Raw genomic sequence first — 23,544 nt, forward strand, 5'->3', positions numbered from 1 at the left:
TCTCCTATAATTCATGTACTAGTTGCGTGAGAGCTTGCATTTTTGCTAAATCCTTTTTTCCATTTGTTTCCGTACTGCTGGAAACATCAACTACTTCTGGCTGCATAATCTCTACTGCCGTTTGTACATTTGTTAAATTAATTCCCCCTGAGAGGTACTCCGGTTTCGAAAGCTGGTGAGGTTTAAATGCTTGTGGTGCGATTCCCCGACCCCGACTATCGTCAAACATGACGTAATCATCAGCTGGATTAATTTGCTGGTTAGCAGTCACTACTTGAATTACTTGTCCCTGTAATACATGGGTCAAAGCAATTAAATCATCCGGTAATTGCCCGTAATACTGAACTTGGCTAATGATCTGTTGTTCTAAAGCATCTTTAATTACTTCGATATTTTGGTTAACGTAGACACCAACCGATATAATTTCCGGTTTTAATTGCTGGCGGATCTTTTTAGCCGTGGCTAAAGCAATTTGTCGTTTACTGGGAGCAAAGACAAAGCCAATTAAATCAGGATGGACTTGATTGATCTTATCAGCATCTGCTAACGTTTGAACTCCACAAATTTTAATTTTAACCATGGGCTAATTCCTTTAACTTAGCAATTTTGTCATCTGCTAACATCATTGTTTCTCCAATTAAAACACCATTAACCCCAATTTTTTCCAGTTCAACAATATCTTGATGTGTTTTAATACCGCTTTCTGAAATAAATAAAATATCATCAGGAACCAGGTTTCGCAATTGCTTAGCATTTTCCATATTAACTGTAAAGTTTTTTAAGTTTCGATTATTAATACCAATAATTCGGGCTCCAACTTGAATAGCCTGCTTAATTTCTTTTTTATTATGAGCTTCAAAAATAACTGATAAACCCAGTTGATTGGCTAATGCAAAATACTCACGTAATTGATCATCATTTAAGATGGCGCAAATTAATAAAATTACACTTGCTCCAGCTGCTTTGGCTTGATAAATCATATACGGATCAACGGTGAAATCTTTACGTAGGACTGGAACTTCAACTTGGTCAGTCACTTTTTGTAAATCAATTAACGTTCCCTTAAAGTAGTCAGGTTCGGTTAAAACTGAAATGGCAGTCGTGCCGGCTGCTTGATAAGCTTTCGCAATTGCTTTCACATCAATTTTCGATTTAATATCGCCTTTAGAAGGAGAAGCCCGCTTAATTTCACAAATAAAACTCATTTCAGGTTGACACAATTGCTGTTCAAACGGAAAGTCCAAATTGATTTGGGAAACATCAATTTGCTGTTTGAGTTTTGCTAGTGGTAAAACTTGCTTTTCTGTAGCAATACGCGCTTTCGTCACTTTAGTTAAGTCATTTAAAATCATAATTACTCCTCTACAAGGTTCGTGGCAGCAATAAAGTCCTGTAACTTTTGGGCGGCTTTGCCACTATCAATGGTTTCTGTCACAATTTGCATAGCTACTGGCAAACTCAATTCTGGTTTCACAATTTGAAGCGCACAAGCGGCATTTAGAACCACGACATCTCGTTTCGGACCACGTTTACCGTTTAAAATTGCTTTGGTAATTTCAGCATTTTCTTCAGGTGTGCCTCCAACTAAATCAGCTGGCTGACAAAAGGCTAACCCTAGTTGTTTAGGGTCAATTACACCCGTAGTAATTTGATGATGATTTAATTTGGCATAATTGGTAGTTGTCGTTAGGGTCACTTCATCTAAACCATCGTTACCATGAACGACCATCGCGTTAGTAACCCCTAAATGGTCTAAGACGTGAGCCATTGATTCAACTAATTTTTCGTCGTTCACCCCTAATAATTGATAATTAGCACCGGCTGGATTAGCTAAAGGACCTAAATAATTAAAAATGGTGGGAATTTGGAGCGTTTTTCGAACTGGAGCAACAAAACGCATGGCTTGATGATATTTTTGAGCAAATAAGAAACAGATTTTAATATCAGCCAACATTTGCGTCGATTGTTCCGGACTAACGTTGAGATTAACTCCTAATGCTTCGAGCACATCAGCAGCACCACTTTTACTACTAGCAGCTCGATTACCGTGTTTAGCAACTGGAACAATGTCCGTTGCGGCGACTACTAAAGCAGTGGTCGTGGAAATGTTAAAAGTGTTGGCTTGATCACCACCAGTTCCCACAATTTCCAAAACCGGATGAGCTGGTTTAATCTGGGTGGCGTGGTTTCGTAATGAATTAGCCGCCCCATAAATTTCTTCAATTGTGGCGCCCTTCATGGAAAGTCCCATTAAGAAAGCGGACTTTTCAATGTCACTGGCTTCATTAGTCATAATTTCGTCTAAAACCATTTCAGCTTGATCATCAGTTAAATCTGTTTTCTTGCTTAATAATTCAATTGCAGTTTTAATCATGTCATTTCTCCTACTAAATTTAAAAGTTATCATCAATTAATTAGTAGCTTTGCCATCGTTTCAGCTCCATTTTCCTTACTCCTTTAATTTTAAATACAAAAAAACCGCCCATAACTAAAGTTTAGTTAAGGACGGTTTCCCGCGGTGCCACCTTGAATTTGAGTAAAATACGGTATTCAAAAAAGAATATCGATTTTAACCCACGCTTAGCAGAGGACTAACATCCTCCCGACAACTGACGTATGCCTGAACGTCAAACCCTACTCAAAAGCTTTCAGGTTTGCCCTCAATGGTCCATTTAACTAACTGCGTTCGATTGCCATTCTCAGCACCGGCAACTCTCTGGGCGTGCACATTAGTTTTAATCTCCATCTCAATGGTTTTTGGGGTCGTATTTAATTTTTATTAATCATAACCAGTTTATAAAATTCTGTCAACCATTTAATTTATTTTTTATTTTTAGTTGACACAATTTGATTTATGTTTTAATCTATGGAAAATAAATTAAGCAGTTAACCGTCGATAACTTTTGACTAAGTTATCCAAACCGTTGACGTGGAGATCAAGATTACGATGCCTTTTAAGAGAGCTGGTGATGGTGAGATACCAGTAAGAAACAAGTAATTAAATGGACCACTGAGGGCACTAATAAAGGCTTGCGCCGATTACCTAGTGACGTGTTGGAATACGTAAGTTTCCGGAGGAATGTTTGTTCCTTGCTAAGGCGGAAACTAGTCTTTTAGACTAGCTTCAATTAAGGTGGCACCGCGGATCATTGTCCGTCCTTAACATTCATTTGTTATGGGCGGGCTTTTTTTATCCAAAATTTTAGGAGATGGAAAAATGACAAAATACGAACGGCACTTTTTACAATACCAAGATCCAGCGTTTTCCCCCAGCAAAATTATGGCTAGTTTGAGAATGCAAAAACAAGATGGTTATATCTTAGATATTAATAATCAAACGACGGTAGAAACCACTAATTTAACTTATTTAGGTTTGCATCCCAAACTTAAAATAACTTATAAAAATGGGGTCATTACCACTAATGGTCAAACTAGAAATGAAAAACTAAAACCTTATTTAGAGCAACTAATGCGTAAATATCAATTTGATAATCAGGAAAATCTTTTACCATTTTCTGGTGGCTTAGTTGGCTATTTTGCCTATGATTACGTCAAAGATAATATTCCAAATTATCCAAAAGTTGCAAACCCCTTTGATTTAGATGATGCGGCTTTAATGTTATTTACTGAAGTAATTGCGTTTAATCCAGCAAGTAAGCAGGTCACGTTAATTCAAAATCTTCCAGTTGGAACGCCACCAACTTTAACCGCTTTAAAACATGAATTAGGCCAATTACAAGCCCAATTTACCCAATATCCAGAACTACACATCACTCACTTGCTCACACCCAAGTTCACTCAAGCAACTTATCAAAAGCTGATTCATAAAACAGTTGAACACATTTATCGGGGAGATATTTTCCAAATGATTTTATCTAATCCATTACAAGGTGAAGCAACGGGAGATTTATTAGCTCTATATCAACAATTGCAAGGAACTTATCATTTTTACTTTAGTTTAGGTGATTTTCAAACCGTAACGGCCTCACCAGAAACCTTATTACGCAAAATTAAGCACAATTTAGCAACATTTCCATTAGCTGGAACAAGGCGCCGCGGTAAAAACGAAACCGAAGATCAAAAGTTTGCCAATGAATTACACACCGATCCCAAAGAAATTGCGGAACATAACATGTTAGTAGATTTAGGGCGCAATGACTTAGGGGATGTTAGTAAATTCAATTCCGTTCAAGTTACGGAACACATGGTATTAAAAAAATATCAACAAGTGATGCACTTAGCCTCAACAGTTGAAAGTCAAATTGCCCCTGATAAATCTACACTAGATGCCCTAAATGCAGTTTTTCCTGCTGGGACACTCGCAGGAGCTCCCAAAGTTTCGGCAATCAGCATCATCGGTAACTTAGAACAGCAGCACCGTGGGATTTATGGTGGAACCTTTGGTTATCTTGATTTTAACGAGGACTGCGATTTTGCCATTGGAATTCGCTTAGCTCATAAAAAAGGATCGCATTTGACAGTTCATTCAGGGGCTGGAATTGTGGCCGATAGTATTCCAGAACACGAATATCAAGAATGTTTTAATAAATCGCGCGTGATTTTAAGCGGCCTACGTAAGACAACTAAGAGAGAGGTTATGAATTATGATTCTATTAATTGATAACTACGACAGCTTTACTTATAACTTATATCAACTTATTGGGAAATTTACCCAAAATATTCAAGTAATTAAAAACGATGAATTAACAGTCGCAGAAATTAAAGCGTTACAACCCCAAGCCATTATTCTCTCACCAGGACCAGGAAATCCCGACGATGCAGGAGTTAGTTTAGAGGTCGTTCGCCAACTTCAAGGCCTAGTTCCGATGCTGGGAGTTTGTATGGGACATCAAGTGATTATTCAAGCTTTAGGCGGTAAAGTTGTCCCGGCTAAACACTTAATGCATGGTAAGACTTCGTTGTTAAAATTAGATAATCAAAGTGTCTTATTTAATAATTATCAACTAACCGGAACCGTAGCTCGTTACCATTCCCTCGTTGGAGAAATTGAGACGCTCCCAACAGAATTTAACGTTACCGCCGTTGATGCTAATCATGAATTAATGGCAGCAGAAATTCCCACTAAACAACTATATGGGGTCCAATTTCATCCTGAATCAATCTTGACCGAGCAAGCATTAGGAAAGAAAATCATCAGTAATTTTTTAGCAGCCATTTAAAAAATGACCAGTAAATTTAATTCATTGGTCATTTTAATACAGAATGTAATTTTAATTTAAAACCCAAAAACATAGATAGTCACTAAAAAAATTGTCAAAAATAAATAATAGTCGATATTATTATTTATAAGTTATTATTTTTAATTAAATACTTAGTGATTTTACTTCTTAACATACCAAACTTATCATCACTATATTGATATTTTTGATTAGACCAGTAGTCGGAGCTATATAGCCAAACCGGTTTAATTAGTCTTTCATTTATTTCACTATCGTATCTAGGAAAAATATGGGCATGTAAAAATTCATCGGTATTTCCCAAAATATCATAATTAATTCTTTTAGCATCGCAAATTTTTAAAATAGCATCTCCAATAATACTCATATCCTTCAAAAAATCAGTTCTTTCTTCTAAGCTTAAATCATTTAAAGAAGAAACTTTTCTTTTAGGAAATAGAACAGAATATCCAGGTAAAAATTGAACATCACCAAAAACTGCATAGCCACCCTTCATTTCAGTCATTAACATTGGATTAGTTCCATCAATTGCTGATCCAATTCGATCTTTATACCATTTCGTCATCGTCAAGTAACCCTCACTAACAGTTTTAAATATGTATTAATCAAACTTTGTTCATTTTAAAATTCACTTGTTTTAAAAATCTAAACATATTATGATTAAGTTATCAAGTAAACAATTTCAGAAAGAGATGATTGCAATCGATAAAAAATACATTGTCAATAAGGAATTACTTCCTACTATCTTACCGAAAGTTGTCGAAGCCTATAAATTATTAGATTCCGGTCGAGCCAAAAGTATCAGTAGTGCTGCTCAACAAATTGGAATCAGTCGAGATGTAATTTATAAATATCGGGGGCTAATTTCCGATTATGATGATAGTGAATTAAGTAAAAAAATTATTTTCAGTGTCCGCATTAATGACCAATATGGCGTCATGAGTAAGATTTTAACCGTCATCTCAAAATATGATGCAAGTGTTATTACCCTTAACATGACCCTTCCCATTCATAAGCAAGCAGTCATTAATTTTACGATTGATACCCATCAGCTACGTGATTCTTTCCACGAAATGCTTGATGAAATTAATGATCTACCTGAAATCATCAACGTTAATTTAATTTCAGCTGAATAAAAAGCATTCTTCAAATTGAAGGATGCTTTTTATTTTAAATATTTAATAATTTCTTCGACCACCTCAGCAGGTTTTTTATGATCGGTTTTCACTACAAAATCAGCACATTCGTGATAACGTTCATCGCGATCATGTTTTAATTCAATTAATTCAGTAGCCGTTTTGGAACTTGCAATTGGTCGTCCTTGTTGTTGACCTATACGCCTTTCAACCGTTTTATCAGAAATGTCTAATAAAATCACTGGTACTTCTAATGTTTGGACATAACGAGCACAATTATCGTTAATAACGGTTCCACCACCAGTTGCTAAAATTCCAGTAAAATCAGCCTGCCGTTTTAACATTTTAAACTCTAATTGTCGAAAATATGGCTCACCTTTGGTTAGGAAAATGTCATTAATCGATAAATTATCATAATCTATAATCAACTGATCAAGATCACGAACTTTTAAATTTAAACGTTGTCCCAGTAGCCTACTAATCGTTGATTTTCCGCTTCCCATGAAACCAATTAACATTACTTTCATGCCCTATCTCCTCACTAAATGATATTGTTTCCTCAAAATTTTTTCTGCTGCTCCAAGTTCTTTTTCATTACTAAAGGTTAATTGTAAAATTCCATTCGTATCTTCTCTGATTTCCCGAATTTGCAAATTAACTAAGCTAATTTTGGCTTCCGCCAACAGTCCAGTTATGTTAGCTAACTGACCCACTTGATCGGGTAAATCTAAAAACAAATCAAAGAAGCCCGTTGGTGCAGTTGGTTGAACGTTTAATTGATCTCGACTAGTTTTAGCCGTTTGAAAATATTTCTTCAAATAGGTTTCATCGCCACTGGCTAAATGAATCCGTAAATCTTCTAGAGTAGCCTGATAACTTTCTAATTGTTGTAAAATAACCGTTTGATTATTCATTAAAATGGCATTCCACATCTCTGGATCGGCAGAAGCAATGCGGGTAATTGATTTAAATCCTCCCGCTGCCAAGTTCATTCCTAAGGGTTCATTTTGAAATGCTAAATTAGTTTGATTAACTAACCCCGAGGCAATAATATGCGGCAAATGACTAATTTGGGCCACAATCTTATCGTGTTGTGATGCGCCAACGTTTAGCCATTTCGCTTTCGTTCCCGCTAAAAGCCAGTGTAACTTTTGTTCAGCTACTTCATTTCCGTTACTAATTTGAAAATAAAAGGCATTCTCAAAGAGATTCGCTTTTCCGGCCATGACCCCCGTTTTATGCGATCCGGCCATTGGATGACCTCCAATAAACATAATTCCTTGCTCAGTTAAACCCTCGGCAGCCTGCATAATCGTTTGCTTGGTACTACCAACATCAGTAACAATCACGTCCGATTTGAGTGGTAAAGTTTCTAAGGTATGCATATCGGCAATAATTTGTGAAACTGGTGTCGCTAAAATAATGAAGTCTGCTTGATTCGTTTTGCCTAAATCAGTTGAACATTCATCAATTAACTGATGCTTTAAGGCATAAGCTACACTGGCTGAATTTTGATCTGAACCAATCACCTTTGCATCTGGATGGGCCATTTTAATCGCACGAATTAAAGAACTACCAATTAAGCCTAACCCCTTTACAAATACAGTTGTCATTTATAATCACACTTCCTGATTAATTTTTGCCAAGTCTTCAAAAAAATGGGGATAAGAAATATTAATGCTTTCTGGATTTTGTAAATAAAGATCTTCATCAGTTCTTAATGCGGCGACTGTTGCCATCATACCAATTCGATGATCACCATAGCTATCTAAATGATGGTTTTTAATGTTCCAAGCTGGCTGACCAGTAATTATCATGCCGTCTGGTTTTTCAGTAACCGTCACGCCTAGTTTACGTAATTCATTGGTAATAGCAACAATCCGATCCGTTTCTTTAACTCGTAGTTCTTCGGCACCACTGATTTCGCTAATTCCATCCGCACAAGCTGCTAATAAAGCAACTAATGGAATTTCATCTACTAAAGCCGGAATGTCAGCATCCGTTAAAGTAATTGGTCGTAATTGGCTGCCTTTTACTCGAATATCGCCAATCGGTTCTCCAGAACTGGGTAATTCAGTCACTGTAATATTTGCGTTCATTTTTTCTAATACTTTTAAAATTCCTGTTCGAGTTGGATTCAAATTAACCTTTTGTAAAACAACATCTGATCCTGGAATAATGGTTGCTGCCACCATAAAAAACGCGGCTGATGAAATATCTCCGGGAACATAAATGGTTTGTCCAGTTAAATGTGGATGTGGCTGCACCGTAATGGTTAAACTATCACTAGCGGTTTTTACATTGGCCCCAAATTGACGCAACATAATTTCGGTGTGATTTCGAGTTGGTAATTTTTCCACAATGGTAGATGGTTGATTGGCAAACAAACTTGCTAAAATTAATGCACTCTTAACTTGCGCACTGGCTACTGATAGTTGATATTCAGCCGCATGAACTGAACCACCTCTAACCATAGCTGGCAATTTCCCATCATTGGTTTCAACGTTCACTCCGAATGTCTTTAAAGGTTCACTAACCCTTTTCATCGGACGTTTACTTAAGGAAGAATCTCCAATTAATTTTGAGTCAAACGGTAACCCTGCTAATAGTCCCATCATTAAACGAGTAGTTGTCCCAGAGTTTCCCATATTAAGAGCATGATTAGCTGCATGCAACGCTTTAATCCCATTTCCGTGAACCACAACCTGATCATCGGTTTTATCAATTTCAACACCTAAGTCGCGAAAAGCTTGAAGCGTGCTCAAACAATCTTCCCCTTCTAAAAAATGGGTAATTGTAGTATCGCCTTCACTAATTGAACCCAACATAATTGCTCGGTGGGAAATACTTTTATCCCCTGGAACAACAATCGTTCCATGTAGTCCTGATTTAGGAGCAGAATTTAACTTTCTCATGAATTAATTCCTCCAATTTGGTAAATGCACCAACCCATTTTATTATGAATGGTTTTTATAATTTTTTCATTTGGGGCTAAAACTTGAATGTTCTTTTGATTTGTAATCACTAGCTTGCCATCCTTTTGATAATTTTGGTACGCAGCATATTTACTATCTGTTAGCTCAATTTCATAATTATTTTGGTATTGCTTTGCAATTTCCATAGTGGCCGGGTGCGTATACAGTTTATGCGATGGTCCTTGATTTTCCAAGACCACAATCGGATCAAGCTTAGTCAAAAAAACATCAACTAACTGCATCTGTCTTAACAAGCGATAGTGATAGTCACCTAAACTATTGCCTTCAGCATCTTGATAAGCCATTGGAATTAAAACCATATCACCTTGAAAATCAGTTAAATGATTTAACACTTCTAAAAAATTGTCATGCAATTGAATTTTAATTTCCGAATGACGTTTTGCATACCATATCGCCGCCATATTACTATCAGTTTCCTTAGGACCTAACGTATGCAAAATCATTTTAGAATTTTTTCAATTCTTCACGATAATTTTGAACTTGTTCTTTCATCCGTTCAAGACTATTATCGTCAAAAGTATCCGTCATAGCTTTAGCAAGTTCAATGGCTACAACTGATTCAATCACTAATGAAGCTGGAACAATCGCGGTCGTATCTGATCTTTCTACATTTGCTTTTTTAACTTCTTTAGTATTAATATCAGCAGTTTGTAGTGGATGGTAAAGGGTTGGAATTGGTTTCATCGCTGCTTTAACAATGATTGGCATCCCGTTTGTCATCCCACCTTCAAAACCACCAAGATTATCACTCATCCGATTCCAGCCGTCATCATCATGAGCAATTGGATCCATAACTTCACTTCCAAATTGTGTAGCAACTTTAAATCCATCACCAATACTAACACCCTTCATCGCATTTACCCCAACCACTGCGGCAGCTAATTTAGCATCTAACTTAGTATCCCAGTTCACGTAACTCCCAATTCCAGCAGGCATATTCTCGGCGACTACGCGAATAATTCCACCCAAAGTATCACCGTTTTTCTTAGTTTCATCAATTAAGGCATGAATTTCATTAACTTCCTTATTGTCTAACATTCGTAAATCATTTTTTTCAATTGCTGCTTGGATTTTAACTACATTAGTTGGAGTTCCTGTACTCTCAATCTTTCCAATTTGTTGGACATAGCCCACAATATTTACGCCTAATTCACGAAGTAATTGTTTACAAATATTACCAATTGCAACCCGCATGGCCGTTTCACGAGCTGATGAACGTTCTAAGACGTTTCTTAAATCACGATGGCGGTATTTCATTCCACCAACTAAATCAGCATGACCCGGACGTGGCCGTTCTACTTTCCGTAATGTATTTTTGTCATTCGCTTCATCAGTAGGATTCATAATACTATCCCAATGAGCATGATCACGATTTTTAACTACTAAAGCAATCGGACTACCTAAAGTAACTGAGTGACGAACTCCTCCAACGATTTGAATCTCATCGTGTTCAATTTTTTGCCGATTTCCCCGACCATATCCTCCTTGACGGGCACTTAAAGCAGCATTTATTTCCGCAACATCTAAGTGTAATCCGGCGGGAATTCCTGACAAAATTCCAGTTAATTGTGGTCCATGTGATTCTCCAGCAGTAATATAATTCATTTATTTTTCCTCCGATTTTTTCGTTTCATCCATAATAGTAATAAAAATATTTTTAATGTATTCAGCATATGCTGAATTATTAGTTACCTCTTTTATCTTTGTTAAAACTTCTTCTTCTCGTTGCGGATTTAAAATTGGTAATCCTTCAGCTTGTTTCAATCTGCTAATTTCATCTGCAGTCTTGAATCGTTTTAGTAATAGGTCAACCAACTGCTGATTAATTTTATCAATTTTATCACGTTCGTTAGTTAAACTCATACGCCTTTCCTCCTACTACAAAACACCATAATCATTACTAAGACTAATCCCAAAATTCCAATTACAAAGTCAAATCTAAATGCATTGAAAATACTACTTTTCGACAACCATCCTGTGATAATTGGAATTGTAAAGGATGCTAAACTGCCAAAAAAATAAAAACTCCCAGTAATTGCACCCCGATGAGTTGGATAAAGTTTCATAAATACGGTTAAACCAGTTTGCATCACTCCACCCGCAGCTGAAAATCCAAAAACTACGCAGGCAAGTTCAATTAAAAAAGCATGGTTAGTTACTAAAATTGTAAGTAAAGCTGCTACTGCTAAGAAGTTTAACCCCAACATTAACTTATTTTCAGATAATTTTAACTTGAGTAAGAAAAATAAAGCAATAACTCCCATAATTGATCCAATACTATATAATGACAAGAGAAAATGAGACATAATTTCAGTCATATATAAAACTTTTTGTGCATATAATGTAATCCATTGAGTAAAAAGAATCATCAATGCCATTGAAGTATATCCATACCCTAATAAGGCTCCTGTCATCACAAATTTTCTTAATGAATATTTTCCAGTTGAAAGCTGCTGACGGGATCCACTAGTTTGATTTGGCAAAGGAAACTTAACGGGTACTAAAATTAACCCATTAATCATTAATAAGACCGCCATCATCATAAATGACCAACCATACCAAAGCTGATGATCTCCTAAAAAAGCAACTAACATTGGCAAAATGAATTCACCGGCAGACATAAAGGCTTTTAATAATACAGTTCCTTGTCCTTGACCGTCGTTCATTTCAACAAGAGTCGGATAAGTTCCCGCATCCAATAATGAATTTGCAACTCCAGCAAAAATGGCAAAAATATAGGCTAACCAAACTTGATTGGTAACCGCCATCCCTAATGCAAAGATTAAATAAGCTAACATTCCTAGGTAAACAAAAGTTTTTCGCCCAAACCGATCCGTTAATAATCCAGAGATCGGATAAGCAATTAATCGACCAATTCCTACCCCTGACATAACATAAGAAACCATTGCAATCGTTGTTACCCAACTATGAGCTAAGTTAGTCATATTTTGAGCCAAAATAATTAAGGCAAATCCATGAACAAAGTAGTTTAAATATAAACCAATTGATAGTCTTAAATTATTCAACTTTAATTTACTTTTTGTTTCCATGATATTTACTCCTTTTAATAAAAAAACTCGCTAAACAATTAATTGTCTAGCGAGTTTTTAAAATTCGTAAAAGAAATTTTAATCTGAAAATAGAAAAATCCATTATCCTGCTCGACGAGACATTAATTCAGTATCCAGTCGAGCAAGTTAAACAACCCAAACTTAGATACGGATGACTACCATCCGCATCTAAATTAAACGCGAATGGCTACATAAACCAAGCATAGGTAATATATAAAGTGTGGGTCGTTCGAAATTCATTTTTCATGATTAATCGTTTCCTTCCTTTAATTTGTATTAATTTAACCATAAATCCCATTTAAGTGTCAACATTTTTATGAAAAATAGAAAATTTATTTAATTAACTCCCCAGTAACGACAATTCGTTCGGTAATTCCAGGAACTGGTTTAGTACAAGTAATTAAAGTAACTTGCTTTTTACCAGGTACATCATTTACCACTCCAACATCTTTTTCATTAACTTCTTTAACAATAGTAACTTTGTATTTATAAGTCTTGCTTAAATCGGAAAGCTCAATTAGCTGGCCCTTTTTTGCTTTTGTTAGTGGTGAAAATAAACGCTTGGGATCATCCATATGATGACTAGCTAACGCATAATTTCCCTTTCCCATTTTTTGATTAGGTTTCATAGTTCCAGCTCCTAAGAACAATGTCTCAGAATTTAATCCTTTATAAATAGGAAGATTAATTCCAACGGCCGGATACTTAATTTTTCCAATTGCATTTTCATGACTAGCCTTTTCGCTTTCCATAATCGACTTTGCAGAAACCTCCGAAACCGCTTTATAATCATAATTACCTGACTTTGCTTCACCTTTTTTTACTTCCGACTTTGTTAATTTATTTACTTTTTGTTCCGATCGCATACCTAACCAAAAGCTTTCAATTTGGGAGTTAAAGGTTAACCCTAATCCAATCAATAACAAAATTATTAAAACTAAATAGGTAAGGATTTTCTTAATTCGATGGTGCTTTTTTTTAATTGACATTTTTAAATTCCCCTCAAAGAAAACAGACCATCTAAGCATGGCCTGTTCTAAGCTATTTAATTTATCATATCACAATTTAGGCACTTTGATTGTTTTTTTGCGTATTCCGAATCATCATAGCAATGACTAATCCAATTAAAGCAACTGAAAAAAAGGTTACATAAACAGCATGAAATCCAAATTGATTAGCTTGACTAAGAGACTTACCTGATTGTCTGTCCATCTTAGTAAAGTTTACCAAGATTAAAGTTGCCACAGTAACTCCCGTTGATCCAAGAACTTGTCGAATAGTTGTAATTACGGCGGTTCCATGAGAAATTAAATCATTTGGAAGCGAATTGGCACCTAAAGTAACCGCTGGCATCATAACAAAAGCGTTTCCACCTTCGATTAACATGGCAATTAAAATCATTCCCCAAATACTAGTTAGTTGAAAAATAGTTAACATCCCCCAACCTGTAACAATCATACACATGCCAAAAATCATGGTTGACTTAAACCCAAACTTATCAGCCAAAGTACCTGTTAAGGGGTTTAAGAAACTAAGTAAAGCAGCTCCAGGAACCAATGCCATTCCAGAAATGAATGGTGAAACATGAAGCACTTGTTGATAATAAAGTGGGAAAATAATTGTTACCACAATTAATGAGATGTAAGAAAAGCCAGTTAAAAGGACTGATAAATCATAATTAAAACTCTTCATTACCCATAAATCTAACAATGGATTCTTAATCGTAAGTTGGCGGTGGACAAACAAACTAAGCATAATTAATGACACAATTAATATCATTCCTAATTCTGTGAAATTGACATTACCACGTCCAATTTCAGAAATGAAGTACAATAAGCCAACTAATCCTAGAGTATAAAAAATGGACAACCAATCCAACTTAGTTTCTTTTCTAGCCATGACATCTTTCATAACGAAAAATGAAAGAACCAAAATCAAAGTAATGATTAACATAAAGAAAACAAATAGCCCTCTCCAAGACGTATAGTTCAACACAATTCCAGAAATAATAGGCCCACAAGCAAGGGCTGATCCCATTACTAAACCAGCAACTCCCATAATGGTTCCTCGCTTCTTTTCCGGAGTGATTTCTAGCAAAACTGTTTGATAAGAAGGAAAAAGAATTCCAACAGCTGCAGCTTCCATTACTCGACCTAACATTACAATTGGAAAACTATTTCCAAAGTAAATAATCAAAGTCCCAAGATCAAATAATATCAATACTAAGGCAAACAAGCGTTTAAAACTCATATTATTTAATAGCCAGGGACTGATTGGCATCGTAATACACATAACAATCATAAAACCAGTTGTCAACCATTGAATCGTATCTGCTGAAACACCAAAGTAATTCATTAAAGTAGGATAAGCAGTTGATAATGATGATTGACTAATGGACATCGTAAATGTCCCAATTAACATCGTTGCAATGAATAAAAAACGAGTTAAGGGACTCATCGTGAATTTTGTTTTCATAAGTTGCATCCCTTTCAAAATCATATCATATTATAATTATTACAGACTACATTATACTATATTTTTAGCTATAAAAAAAGAACGCAATTAGCGTTCCTTAATAATTTTAGAAATTAATACTTCCTTGAACTCGTGGATAAGGAATCACATCACGGATGTTATCCATCCCAGTAACATACATTAAAAGCCTTTCAAACCCAATTCCAAAACCAGAGTGTTTTGTTCCACCATATTTACGGAGATCTAAATACCATTCATATTCTTCACGTGGTAATCCAAATTCTTTCATCTTAGCTTCTAAGACATCTTCTCGTTCTTCCCGTTGGCTTCCTCCAATTAATTCACCAATTCGGGGAACTAACAAGTCAACAGCTGCAACGGTTTTACCATCTTCATTATCACGCATATAAAATGCTTTAAAATCACGTGGATAATCCGTTACAAAAACTGGCTTTTCAAAGACTTTTTCAGCTAAGTATTGTTCATGTTCGGAGTTAAAATCAATTCCCCATTTGACTGGGAACTTAAATTCAACATCAGCTTTTTCTAATAAATCAATTGCTTCAGTATAAGTAATGCGCGCAAAATCTTCATCAACAGTTTTGTGTAATAAAGCTAATAAATCATGATCAACATTATCATTTAAGAATTGTAAATCAGCAGCAGCATTGTCTAATAAATATTGAACTACATACTTTAAAAGTCCTTCTGAACGATCTAAAACATCAGGAAGTTCAGCAAAAGCCATTTCTGGTTCAATCATCCAAAACTCAGCAGCATGTCGTTTCGTATGAGAATCTTCGGCTCTAAAAGTAGGCCCAAAAGTATAAACATCTCGAAAAGCTAAAGCAAATGGTTCAACTTGAAGTTGTCCACTAACAGTTAAATTAGTTTCTTCACCAAAGAAATCTTTACTATAATCATTTTTCCCAGCATCTGTTTTAGGAGTGTCTTTGTCATCTAACGTAGTCACACGGAACATTTCTCCGGCACCTTCTGTATCACTGCTAGTAATAATTGGAGTATTAACATAAACAAAACCATTTTTTTGTAAATATTCATGAATTGCAAAAGCTGCTAAAGAGCGAATTTTGAAAACTGAATAAAAAGTGTTAGTACGGGGGCGTAAATGTGCAATTGTTCGTAGGTATTCTAATGAATGTGCCTTCTTTTGAAGTGGAAAATCTGGGTCTGAAACTCCTTCAATTACAACTGCTTCAGCATGTAACTCAAATGGTTGTTGGGCATCCGGTGTTTCCACTAATTTACCAGTAATTTTTAAAGTTGAACTAATTGGTAACTTAGTCACATCCTCGTAATTATCTAAATCATTTCGTTTAGCAATTATTTGAATATTCTTAATATAAGAACCATCGTTCAATTCGATAAATGCAATTTTCTTTGATGAACGTGTAGTCCGAATCCAACCAGAAATTGTAATTGATTCATCACCAAAATCACGTGACTTGGTATACAAATCTTTTACTAAAACATCTTTCATGTTAATCTCTCCTTTAATTTTTGACAAAACAAAAAGACTCCGTCTATAAGGGACGAAATCTTCGCGGTACCACCCAAATTGTTTAATTTAATAAACCAACTTTAAACAACAATAACGAGTTGCAACCGTTGGTTTTTCAACCAAAATAACATTGAATGTTCTTCACTTACATGTCTAGTTAAGCTCTCACTATCCCTAACTCGCTAAATAGAATAATCTAAGTTACTCTTCCACTGTTTGCCATACTTTGCTTACTTAAAATATACAATATCAAACCTAATTTTGCAATTATTTATCGGAACTAAACAGCACTTCATTAATTTGATGGCGCAAATCACCAAAGTCTTGAAAAGCTTCCCGAACTGCATCAACTGGTTCCGTTCCATCAGTTACTTTTACAGTAGCATCTTGCATCAATGACCGCTTAAATTCAATTTTTAACATTTCCAACCGAGGAGTTAAAGGATAGTCAGCAAAAATCTTATCTAATTTTCCTTGAATTGCAATTTCTACATTATTTTCAGCCATGATAAAGCCCTCCTTTAATTTATTTTCTAAGCATTACACAAGTTCCTTCTGGAACCGCAAAGTCCTTTTGAAGCATTGTGAGTTTTCCCGTGTCAAGATTTCTTTGATACAAAGTAGCATTATTAGTATTTTGATTAACTGCAACTATAAAGCTTTGATCACTATTAAACGTAAAATCACGGGGAAATTCACCTTCAATGGAAATTAATTGAATTAAGTCTACGTTTCCATCTTCTAAAATTTCAAAAACCGCTAAACTATCATTGCCCCGATTGGAAACATAGACAAATCGATTATCATTAGAAATCCGAATTGCAGCGGCTCCATTATGTGAGGTCCATGCAGCAGGAATCGTGGAAACGATTTGTTGCACAGCCAACGTTCCGGTTTCTTCATTATAATCAAGTACAGCTAATTGACTGGAAAGTTCACCAACTAAATAAGCTTTACCTGTTTTTTCAACAAATTGAATATGCCGAGGTCCAAACCCGGGTGCCATCGTGGTTTCACTAACTAAGTAAAGTTTTCCTTGTTCTGATAAATCATAAAGATAAACTTTATCTAGTCCAAGATCACAAACAGCAATACGATTGTCGTAGGTCAAATCTGCATAATGAGGATGAGGGCCACTTGCTTGTTCAGGACGAGGACCAACTTCCCCAATATCATGAATTCGATCTGTTTCAGTTAAGGTTCCATCAGTATTAATTTTAAACACGGTAACATTGCCCGTATGGTAATTTGCTGTGTAAACGTTTTGATGAAGTTCGTCAATAGTCACATAAGCTGGACTACTGCCCGCTTCCGTAACATCTTGAATTTCTTGAAAGGGAATTTTAGCACTGTCAAAAACTAATAATCCCCCCATTGTTTGGTCATTTTTAAGTTCTTTATCAATTGCATAAACTTTATGGGCATCTGATTCAGCTACGTAAGTGGGTGATCCAGCTTTTGCAACTAGTTCGGCATTTTGCAATTCTTTTTTATCAGTATCTAATTCAATTTGATAGATTCCCTGACTTTGATGTTTTGTATACGTACCAACTAAAAATTTTTCAATCATCGTTGCTACTCCTCCAACTCTTTTTCTACATTATCCCATACTCTATCAACTCGGTAAAGAAACCGATTTCATAAATTACCCAATATGATTTTCTCGTAAAATAGCGGCAACTTCTTGATCCATGGCGGGCGTTTTTTTCCATTCATTAAATTCCGTCATGGATTCCGTTGGCATTTCAAAGTTTTCATTAATGTAGTTTTCATAATTAATCACATGAACGGAATGTGGAATGTTAATCTGTAAAATTCGAACTTGTTTAATGTATCCACGTTCAGCAGCTAATTCTGCTCTCCCATTTTGAACCATGTTACTGATTTCTAAATACTTACTATTATCTAGTCGTGTAATTTCCTCAATTAAAGTTAAAGTTTCATTACTTTTTTTGGCCATTTAAATCCCCGCTAAGTTTACAAATGTGTTTTTGTGACTGATTTAACACCTTTTCGATTGGCATTTAGTTTGTTTTGTTGCTCTTTAAATTTATTCCAAGTTTCTTCCTTACGATCATGTTTTTTTTGTTTGTTTCGTTTTGTAAATTTCATTTTATTCACCTCAATTTTGATACAAAAAAAGAATTGTTTCCACAATTCCCCTTGCAAAACATAGTTTTATTCTACTGTAACACTCTTGGCAAGATTTCGTGGTAAATCAACATTTAATCCCTTGTTTAAACTAGTGTAATAAGCTAGTAATTGAGCCGGGATGACACTAAGCAATGGAGTCAATAGTTCATCAACGTCTGGAATTACAAATGTATCATTGTCTTGAGCAAGGCTCTTTCTAACAATTGTTAACGTCTTAGCCCCACGCGCAGCAGTTTCCATTAAGTTACTTCGAGTTAATCCAGCTGTAAAACCTTGAGTAATAATTCCAATAACGGGTGTTCCCTCTTCAATTAGAGCAATCGTTCCGTGTTTTAATTCACCAGAAGCAAATCCTTCAGCATGAACATATGAAATTTCTTTCAATTTGAGTGCTGCTTCTAATGAAACTGTATAATCAATTCCGCGCCCAATATAGAATGCTTGATTAGCATTGACAAAGTAGTCCTGCGAAATTTCGTCAATTTTATCTTTTTCATCTACAATAGTCTGCATGCCTTGCGCAACTAGACTTAATTGAGCTTTCAAATCAAAATCCTGTGCTCTTTGGTTACCAAGATATTCACCAACTGCTTTAGCTAAAATAGCTTCTAATGCAATTTGAGCAGTATAAGCTTTAGTTGAGGCCACTGAAATTTCTGGACCAGCATTCAGTAATAAAGTAAAATCTGATTCTCGTGAAAGAGTTGAATTAGCTACGTTTGTGATTGTTAAACTAGGATAATTAGCCTTGTTAACATTTACTAAAACTTGTCGACTATCAGCAGTTTCCCCACTTTGGGATAAGAAAATAAAAAATGGTTTCTTAGAAAAGATTGGTTTTTCGTAAGCAAATTCAGAAGCAACGTGAACTTCAGTAGGAATACCAGTTAAGGCTTCTAATTGCATTTTACCAACTAAACCAGCATGATAACTGGTTCCAGCCCCTACAATGTAAATTCGATCTGAATTTTGAATTGTGTCCAATAACTTTTCATCAATTACTGGAGTCCCATTTTCGTCCAAATATTCTTTAGAAAGTTTCCGCATTACATTAGGTTGTTCGTCAATTTCCTTAAGCATGTAATATGGGTAAACACCCTTTTCAGAATCACTTGGGTCAACATCAACCTCAAATTTTTCTCGTTCAACTACGTTATTATCAGCATCAGTAACCACTACGCTGTCAGGTTTTACAATTACTACGTCACCATCTTGAATTTCCATGAAAGTGTGAGTAACATCTAACATTGCAATTGAATCGGAGCAAACCACATTACAATCATCACCCAAACCAATTAACAAAGGACTTTTATTTTTAGCCACATATAGCGTATTTGGTTCCGTTTTGTCCATTAAAATAAAAGCATAAGACGAATTTTTCAATAATGAAATGGTCTTATTGAAAGCATCACGCGTAGTCATACCTTCCTTAGAAAATTTATCAATTAATTGAACAATTACTTCTGTATCAGTTTGACTGTGAAATTTAACTCCTTGAAGGTATTCATCCTTAAGTTGTTGAAAGTTTTCAATCACACCGTTATGAACTAAAAAGAAGCGTTCATCATCAGAAAATTGGGGATGCGCATTTTCAATACTTACCCCGCCATGAGTTGCCCAGCGAGTATGTCCAATTCCTGAAGTTCCTTTAACTTCTGGTCCAATTTTTTTACGTAAATCAACAATACTTCCAGTTGTTTTAACTAAAAAATCTGATCCATGATCACTATCAACAAAGATTCCAGCAGAATCATAACCACGATATTGTAACTTTTCTAATCCATGCACTAAAATCTCAGTTGCATTATCATTTCCTGCAACTCCAACTACTCCACACATATTAAATTCCTCTTTTTTAAATTGGTATAGATGTATACCGTTTATTTTTTATTTATCTAACAAGTAATATCATAGTGTTTTAGCGAACTTGTGTCAATCATTTTATCACAATTGGTCTATGCCTAATTAATAAAAAAACAGCTTTTCAGCTGTTTTTCAAATCTTTATTGATTATTTTCTGCAACGACCTTAGCAATTCGTTGGGCATATTCATTACTTTCTTTTTCAGTAGGTGCTTCAACCATAACCCGTAACAATGGTTCCGTACCGCTCGGTCTAACTAAAATGCGTCCATCACCATTCATTTCACTTTCAACCTTTTTAATAATTTCTTGAACTGGTTGAGGATCCATCGCATGCTTTTTATCTTTAACTGTCACATTAACTAAACTTTGCGGATACTTAGTAACTTCATCAGCTAGTTCTGAAAGCTTTTTCCCAGTTTCTTTCATAATTGACATTAGTTGAATACTAGTTAACATCCCATCACCAGTAGTTCCAAAATCAAGAAAAACAATGTGGCCAGATTGTTCACCACCTAAGTTGTAACCATTTTTGTTCATTTCTTCAACCACATAACGATCACCGACTTTAGTTTTGACACTCTTCATTCCATGAGCTTCCATGGCTTTGTACATTCCTAAATTACTCATTACGGTAGTAACAATCGTATCATGTTTTAAACGACCATGTTCGCCCATGTATTTACCACAAATATACATAATTTTGTCACCATCAACTATTCTTCCTTTCTCATCAACGGCAATACATCGATCACCATCTCCATCAAAAGCAATTCCTAATTGAGATTCATTTTCCAAAACCATTTTTTGTAATTCTTCTGGATGAGTCGAACCAACATGATCATTAATGTTAATTCCATTTGGATTAGTTGCCATCGTTTTAAAGTCGAGACCTAAATCAGCATATAAGCGTGGCATCAAAGAACTAGTTGCTCCATTAGCTGCATCAACTGAGACCTTAATTCCATCTAACTTATCAGGAATACTTTGTGCCAAAAAATGGAGATACTTTTGTCCGGCCTCATTATAATCAGTTGCAGTTCCTAAACCTTTAGCAGATGGCCGGGGCAAATCATCAACGTCATTTTCAAGCATAGCTTCAATATCTTCTTCGATTTCATCAGATAATTTATATCCGTCACCTCCGAAGAACTTGATTCCGTTATACTCAGCAGGATTATGAGATGCTGTAATCATAACTCCAGCATCAGCATTTTGATCACGAACCAAATAAGCTACTCCTGGCGTAGTTACAATTCCTAGACGAATTACTTCAATTCCAACTGATAAAAGCCCCGCAACTAATGCATCTTCTAACATTTGACCAGAAATTCGAGTATCTCGAGAAACTAACACCCGTGGGTGATGTGATTCAGAACTACGTTTAGTTAAAGCATATCCTCCAGCACGTCCAGCTCGAAAAGCCAACTCAGGAGTTAATTCTTGATTAGCAATTCCACGAATTCCATCAGTTCCAAAATATTTCATAATTTCTCCATTTCTCTTTTATTCTAATTGTCATTCTTTCCAATATGAAGTTTTACTGTAGTCGTTGATGGTGAGATTACAACATTGATAGTTCGACCATGTTCATCAAGTGCATCAATTACAGTTGTCTGCTTAACATCTTTATTTGTATCATCACTTAGTTTTACCTTAGCAACTACCCGTTTAATTTTTTTCATTTCATCTTTAGGGCCCGTAATCTCAACTTTATCAATATCCTTCGAAACCTTATTTACCTTATAACCCGCCGCAATGTTTTTATTACGGTAATCCACCTCAACTGGATAAGCATCCGTTTCTCGTTCTTGTACATTGACCGTAATGTTTTTGGGCTTAATATCTGATTTTAATTCTGAATTTAATCCTGATTGTTGTAATTTAACCGTATGTTTCCCCGGACCTAAATCACTTAAATCAGCTAAAATCTTAAAATTTTGGGTATTAGCGGTCGTTGTAACCAATGCGGCAGGTCCTGAAAGGGCTACTTTAACTTTATTTGGATAACCAATAACAAAGTATTTATCTGAATTAACGTTTAACTGGAGCGGTACTTCAACTTCACGCTTTTCATTAGAAGTTAACTGTTGATTATCATTTTGAGTACTGGAATTAATTTGGCCTAACTTATAATCATGAACCATAAAAAATAAGGAGAGAGCAAATACTAATGAAATAATTAAACAAAAAGTTTTGCTTTCAAAAAATTTTTTCATTATTTATGCCCTCCAAACCGTTTGTTGAAAAACTCAGCAACCTCATTAAAAAAGGTTTGATGATTTTTATCCTTAACAATTAACTGACTGCGCAAATATTTCAAATAATCACTTTGAGTCATCCCACGAAGCAGTTCATTATTTCTGGTAATTGATACTTCACCAGTTTCTTCTGATATTACAATTGTAATAGCATCCGTAACTTCAGAAATTCCCACAGCTGCTCGATGACGCGTTCCCAATTCTTTAGGAATTAAATTACTTTGTGATAATGGTAAATATGAGGCAGCTGAAGCAACTCGGAAATCTTTAATGATAACTGCCCCATCATGTAGCGGAGTATTAGGAATAAAAATATTGATTAGTAATTGACTAGAAACATCTGCATCAAGTGCAATTCCAGTTTCAATATATTCTTCCAAACCTGTTTTCATTTGAATACACATCAATGCCCCAATCCGGCGTTTTGACATATATTGAATGGCACCATCCAAAGCCTTAATTAGTTTTTCGGCTTTAGCGTTTTCTTGTTGTGATTGTTTAAAAATCGAACGACGTCCCAACTTTTCTAAGGCGCGTCGAATCTCGGGTTGGAAAATGACAATTATTCCAATTACACCCCAATTAATCACTTGATCAAGAATCCATGAAGTCATGGTTAAACCTAAGTACAAACTAATTATTTTAGCTAAGATTAAAATAATAATTCCGCGCAATAATTGAATTGAACGTGTCCCGCGTAAGAGCATAATTAATTCATAAATCAATACCCAGACAACTAGAATATCTAAAATATTACTTAAATTATGCAATGTTAAAATGTTACCCCAATCGATTCCCATCAGTCGGCAGTCCTCCCTGAAAATATTCTTCCTTATTATAACACTCTGGCTAATTCTCTTATACCATGC

At 35.4% G+C, this 23,544-nt stretch carries 25 protein-coding genes and 2 other annotated features; of the genes, 3 read left to right on the forward strand and 22 right to left on the reverse strand.

From position 1 onward, the window contains the following. Positions 1–4 precede the first annotated feature (4 nt). Genes AC0GLY_RS04505 through trpD form a run of 3 tightly spaced genes read right to left on the reverse strand, consistent with a single transcriptional unit; the run spans position 5 to position 2,374 of the window. On the reverse strand, positions 5–580 hold the full coding sequence (locus AC0GLY_RS04505) for a phosphoribosylanthranilate isomerase (protein WP_496610999.1): 576 nt from the start codon (positions 578–580) through the stop codon (positions 5–7). Next, positions 573–1,352: an indole-3-glycerol phosphate synthase TrpC gene (gene trpC, locus AC0GLY_RS04510; RefSeq protein WP_496611000.1), complete on the reverse strand. Its 780-nt coding sequence runs from the start codon at positions 1,350–1,352 to the stop codon at positions 573–575. Before trpC ends, AC0GLY_RS04505 begins: the two co-directional genes overlap by 8 nt. A 2-nt stretch (positions 1,353–1,354) precedes the next feature. After that, positions 1,355–2,374: an anthranilate phosphoribosyltransferase gene (gene trpD, locus AC0GLY_RS04515; RefSeq protein WP_496611001.1), complete on the reverse strand. Its 1,020-nt coding sequence runs from the start codon at positions 2,372–2,374 to the stop codon at positions 1,355–1,357. Positions 2,375–2,915: 541 nt separating this feature from the next. After that, positions 2,916–3,164 (forward strand) — a binding site (T-box leader). A gap of 53 nt (positions 3,165–3,217) precedes the next feature. Between trpD and AC0GLY_RS04520 the strand changes: the two genes are divergently transcribed. After that, on the forward strand, positions 3,218–4,621 hold the full coding sequence (locus tag AC0GLY_RS04520; protein WP_496611002.1) for an anthranilate synthase component I family protein: 1,404 nt from the start codon (positions 3,218–3,220) through the stop codon (positions 4,619–4,621). Beyond that, on the forward strand, positions 4,605–5,180 hold the full coding sequence (locus tag AC0GLY_RS04525) for an anthranilate synthase component II (RefSeq protein ID WP_496611003.1): 576 nt from the start codon (positions 4,605–4,607) through the stop codon (positions 5,178–5,180). Before AC0GLY_RS04520 ends, AC0GLY_RS04525 begins: the two co-directional genes overlap by 17 nt. 124 nt (positions 5,181–5,304) lie before the next feature. On the opposite strand, the gene AC0GLY_RS04530 is transcribed toward AC0GLY_RS04525, so the two are convergent. Beyond that, positions 5,305–5,763, reverse strand: coding sequence for an HIT family protein (locus AC0GLY_RS04530; RefSeq protein ID WP_496611004.1), 459 nt, complete (start codon positions 5,761–5,763; stop codon positions 5,305–5,307). Positions 5,764–5,854: 91 nt separating this feature from the next. Here AC0GLY_RS04530 and AC0GLY_RS04535 point away from each other — a divergent pair, with 91 nt between their 5' ends. After that, the gene (locus tag AC0GLY_RS04535; RefSeq protein ID WP_496611005.1) at positions 5,855–6,334 is read left to right on the forward strand and encodes a hypothetical protein; all 480 of its coding nucleotides are present in this window, start codon (positions 5,855–5,857) and stop codon (positions 6,332–6,334) included. Between the two features lie 29 nt (positions 6,335–6,363). Here AC0GLY_RS04535 and AC0GLY_RS04540 read toward each other — a convergent pair whose 3' ends face one another. From AC0GLY_RS04540 to cdaA, 18 genes are all read right to left on the reverse strand, one after another. Next, on the reverse strand, positions 6,364–6,861 hold the full coding sequence (locus tag AC0GLY_RS04540) for a shikimate kinase (protein WP_496611006.1): 498 nt from the start codon (positions 6,859–6,861) through the stop codon (positions 6,364–6,366). Between the two features lie 3 nt (positions 6,862–6,864). Next, positions 6,865–7,947 (reverse strand): prephenate dehydrogenase, encoded by a 1,083-nt coding sequence (locus AC0GLY_RS04545; protein WP_496611007.1) that lies wholly within the window; start codon positions 7,945–7,947, stop codon positions 6,865–6,867. Positions 7,948–7,953: 6 nt separating this feature from the next. Beyond that, positions 7,954–9,249, reverse strand: a complete 1,296-nt coding sequence (gene aroA / locus AC0GLY_RS04550; RefSeq protein ID WP_496611008.1) for a 3-phosphoshikimate 1-carboxyvinyltransferase — start codon at positions 9,247–9,249, stop codon at positions 7,954–7,956. Further along, complete coding sequence (locus AC0GLY_RS04555; protein WP_496611009.1) at positions 9,246–9,773, reverse strand: amino acid biosynthesis protein; 528 nt, start codon at positions 9,771–9,773, stop codon at positions 9,246–9,248. The genes aroA and AC0GLY_RS04555 overlap by 4 nt, the downstream gene beginning before the upstream one ends. Before the next feature lies 1 nt (position 9,774). Continuing rightward, positions 9,775–10,935, reverse strand: a complete 1,161-nt coding sequence (gene aroC, locus AC0GLY_RS04560; protein WP_496611010.1) for a chorismate synthase — start codon at positions 10,933–10,935, stop codon at positions 9,775–9,777. Continuing rightward, positions 10,936–11,193 carry a chorismate mutase gene (locus AC0GLY_RS04565; RefSeq protein ID WP_496611011.1) on the reverse strand — a complete coding sequence of 86 codons (258 nt, stop codon included), beginning with the start codon at positions 11,191–11,193 and terminating at the stop codon, positions 10,936–10,938. After that, positions 11,190–12,380, reverse strand: coding sequence for an MFS transporter (locus AC0GLY_RS04570; protein ID WP_496611012.1), 1,191 nt, complete (start codon positions 12,378–12,380; stop codon positions 11,190–11,192). Before AC0GLY_RS04570 ends, AC0GLY_RS04565 begins: the two co-directional genes overlap by 4 nt. 353 nt (positions 12,381–12,733) lie before the next feature. After that, entirely contained in the window at positions 12,734–13,390 is a 657-nt protein-coding gene (locus AC0GLY_RS04575; protein ID WP_496611013.1) for a class A sortase, read from the reverse strand. 76 nt (positions 13,391–13,466) lie between these two features. Continuing rightward, positions 13,467–14,885 carry an MFS transporter gene (locus AC0GLY_RS04580; protein ID WP_496611014.1) on the reverse strand — a complete coding sequence of 473 codons (1,419 nt, stop codon included), beginning with the start codon at positions 14,883–14,885 and terminating at the stop codon, positions 13,467–13,469. A gap of 97 nt (positions 14,886–14,982) precedes the next feature. After that, a complete protein-coding gene (gene asnS, locus AC0GLY_RS04585; protein WP_496611015.1) occupies positions 14,983–16,377 on the reverse strand; it encodes an asparagine--tRNA ligase in 1,395 nt (464 codons plus the stop codon). Positions 16,378–16,422: 45 nt separating this feature from the next. Continuing rightward, positions 16,423–16,618 (reverse strand) — a binding site (T-box leader). A gap of 47 nt (positions 16,619–16,665) precedes the next feature. After that, the gene (locus tag AC0GLY_RS04590; protein ID WP_496611016.1) at positions 16,666–16,905 is read right to left on the reverse strand and encodes a hypothetical protein; all 240 of its coding nucleotides are present in this window, start codon (positions 16,903–16,905) and stop codon (positions 16,666–16,668) included. 19 nt (positions 16,906–16,924) lie between these two features. Next, positions 16,925–17,968 (reverse strand): lactonase family protein, encoded by a 1,044-nt coding sequence (locus tag AC0GLY_RS04595; RefSeq protein ID WP_496611017.1) that lies wholly within the window; start codon positions 17,966–17,968, stop codon positions 16,925–16,927. A gap of 75 nt (positions 17,969–18,043) precedes the next feature. Beyond that, on the reverse strand, positions 18,044–18,358 hold the full coding sequence (locus AC0GLY_RS04600) for a hypothetical protein (protein WP_496611018.1): 315 nt from the start codon (positions 18,356–18,358) through the stop codon (positions 18,044–18,046). A gap of 17 nt (positions 18,359–18,375) precedes the next feature. After that, complete coding sequence (locus AC0GLY_RS04605) at positions 18,376–18,510, reverse strand: hypothetical protein (protein ID WP_496611019.1); 135 nt, start codon at positions 18,508–18,510, stop codon at positions 18,376–18,378. Positions 18,511–18,576: 66 nt separating this feature from the next. Further along, positions 18,577–20,391, reverse strand: coding sequence for a glutamine--fructose-6-phosphate transaminase (isomerizing) (gene glmS / locus AC0GLY_RS04610; protein ID WP_496611020.1), 1,815 nt, complete (start codon positions 20,389–20,391; stop codon positions 18,577–18,579). 164 nt (positions 20,392–20,555) lie between these two features. After that, positions 20,556–21,902: a phosphoglucosamine mutase gene (gene glmM, locus AC0GLY_RS04615; protein WP_496611021.1), complete on the reverse strand. Its 1,347-nt coding sequence runs from the start codon at positions 21,900–21,902 to the stop codon at positions 20,556–20,558. Between the two features lie 23 nt (positions 21,903–21,925). After that, a complete protein-coding gene (locus AC0GLY_RS04620) occupies positions 21,926–22,633 on the reverse strand; it encodes a CdaR family protein (RefSeq protein ID WP_496611022.1) in 708 nt (235 codons plus the stop codon). Continuing rightward, entirely contained in the window at positions 22,633–23,475 is an 843-nt protein-coding gene (gene cdaA / locus AC0GLY_RS04625; RefSeq protein ID WP_496611023.1) for a diadenylate cyclase CdaA, read from the reverse strand. Before cdaA ends, AC0GLY_RS04620 begins: the two co-directional genes overlap by 1 nt. Positions 23,476–23,544: the final 69 nt, after the last annotated feature.

The organism is Fructilactobacillus sp. YLN 2507 (assembly GCF_059614085.1).

What these genes read in the sequence shown, in the direction of transcription:
- trpC (WP_496611000.1), bottom strand. Translation starts at nt 1,352, where the DNA reads ATGATTTTAAATGACTTAACTAAAGTGACGAAAGCGCGTATTGCTACA.
- aroA (WP_496611008.1), bottom strand. Translation starts at nt 9,249, where the DNA reads ATGAGAAAGTTAAATTCTGCTCCTAAATCAGGACTACATGGAACGATT.
- AC0GLY_RS04565 (WP_496611011.1), bottom strand. Translation starts at nt 11,193, where the DNA reads ATGAGTTTAACTAACGAACGTGATAAAATTGATAAAATTAATCAGCAG.
- glmM (WP_496611021.1), bottom strand. Translation starts at nt 21,902, where the DNA reads ATGAAATATTTTGGAACTGATGGAATTCGTGGAATTGCTAATCAAGAA.
- AC0GLY_RS04520 (WP_496611002.1), top strand. Translation starts at nt 3,218, where the DNA reads ATGACAAAATACGAACGGCACTTTTTACAATACCAAGATCCAGCGTTT.
- AC0GLY_RS04595 (WP_496611017.1), bottom strand. Translation starts at nt 17,968, where the DNA reads ATGATTGAAAAATTTTTAGTTGGTACGTATACAAAACATCAAAGTCAG.
- AC0GLY_RS04600 (WP_496611018.1), bottom strand. Translation starts at nt 18,358, where the DNA reads ATGGCCAAAAAAAGTAATGAAACTTTAACTTTAATTGAGGAAATTACA.
- AC0GLY_RS04545 (WP_496611007.1), bottom strand. Translation starts at nt 7,947, where the DNA reads ATGACAACTGTATTTGTAAAGGGGTTAGGCTTAATTGGTAGTTCTTTA.
- AC0GLY_RS04530 (WP_496611004.1), bottom strand. Translation starts at nt 5,763, where the DNA reads ATGACGAAATGGTATAAAGATCGAATTGGATCAGCAATTGATGGAACT.
- AC0GLY_RS04575 (WP_496611013.1), bottom strand. Translation starts at nt 13,390, where the DNA reads ATGTCAATTAAAAAAAAGCACCATCGAATTAAGAAAATCCTTACCTAT.
- AC0GLY_RS04620 (WP_496611022.1), bottom strand. Translation starts at nt 22,633, where the DNA reads ATGAAAAAATTTTTTGAAAGCAAAACTTTTTGTTTAATTATTTCATTA.
- AC0GLY_RS04555 (WP_496611009.1), bottom strand. Translation starts at nt 9,773, where the DNA reads ATGATTTTGCATACGTTAGGTCCTAAGGAAACTGATAGTAATATGGCG.
- AC0GLY_RS04605 (WP_496611019.1), bottom strand. Translation starts at nt 18,510, where the DNA reads ATGAAATTTACAAAACGAAACAAACAAAAAAAACATGATCGTAAGGAA.
- asnS (WP_496611015.1), bottom strand. Translation starts at nt 16,377, where the DNA reads ATGAAAGATGTTTTAGTAAAAGATTTGTATACCAAGTCACGTGATTTT.
- AC0GLY_RS04590 (WP_496611016.1), bottom strand. Translation starts at nt 16,905, where the DNA reads ATGGCTGAAAATAATGTAGAAATTGCAATTCAAGGAAAATTAGATAAG.
- cdaA (WP_496611023.1), bottom strand. Translation starts at nt 23,475, where the DNA reads ATGGGAATCGATTGGGGTAACATTTTAACATTGCATAATTTAAGTAAT.
- AC0GLY_RS04535 (WP_496611005.1), top strand. Translation starts at nt 5,855, where the DNA reads ATGATTAAGTTATCAAGTAAACAATTTCAGAAAGAGATGATTGCAATC.
- aroC (WP_496611010.1), bottom strand. Translation starts at nt 10,935, where the DNA reads ATGAATTATATTACTGCTGGAGAATCACATGGACCACAATTAACTGGA.
- AC0GLY_RS04525 (WP_496611003.1), top strand. Translation starts at nt 4,605, where the DNA reads ATGATTCTATTAATTGATAACTACGACAGCTTTACTTATAACTTATAT.
- glmS (WP_496611020.1), bottom strand. Translation starts at nt 20,391, where the DNA reads ATGTGTGGAGTAGTTGGAGTTGCAGGAAATGATAATGCAACTGAGATT.
- AC0GLY_RS04580 (WP_496611014.1), bottom strand. Translation starts at nt 14,885, where the DNA reads ATGCAACTTATGAAAACAAAATTCACGATGAGTCCCTTAACTCGTTTT.
- trpD (WP_496611001.1), bottom strand. Translation starts at nt 2,374, where the DNA reads ATGATTAAAACTGCAATTGAATTATTAAGCAAGAAAACAGATTTAACT.
- AC0GLY_RS04505 (WP_496610999.1), bottom strand. Translation starts at nt 580, where the DNA reads ATGGTTAAAATTAAAATTTGTGGAGTTCAAACGTTAGCAGATGCTGAT.
- AC0GLY_RS04570 (WP_496611012.1), bottom strand. Translation starts at nt 12,380, where the DNA reads ATGGAAACAAAAAGTAAATTAAAGTTGAATAATTTAAGACTATCAATT.
- AC0GLY_RS04540 (WP_496611006.1), bottom strand. Translation starts at nt 6,861, where the DNA reads ATGAAAGTAATGTTAATTGGTTTCATGGGAAGCGGAAAATCAACGATT.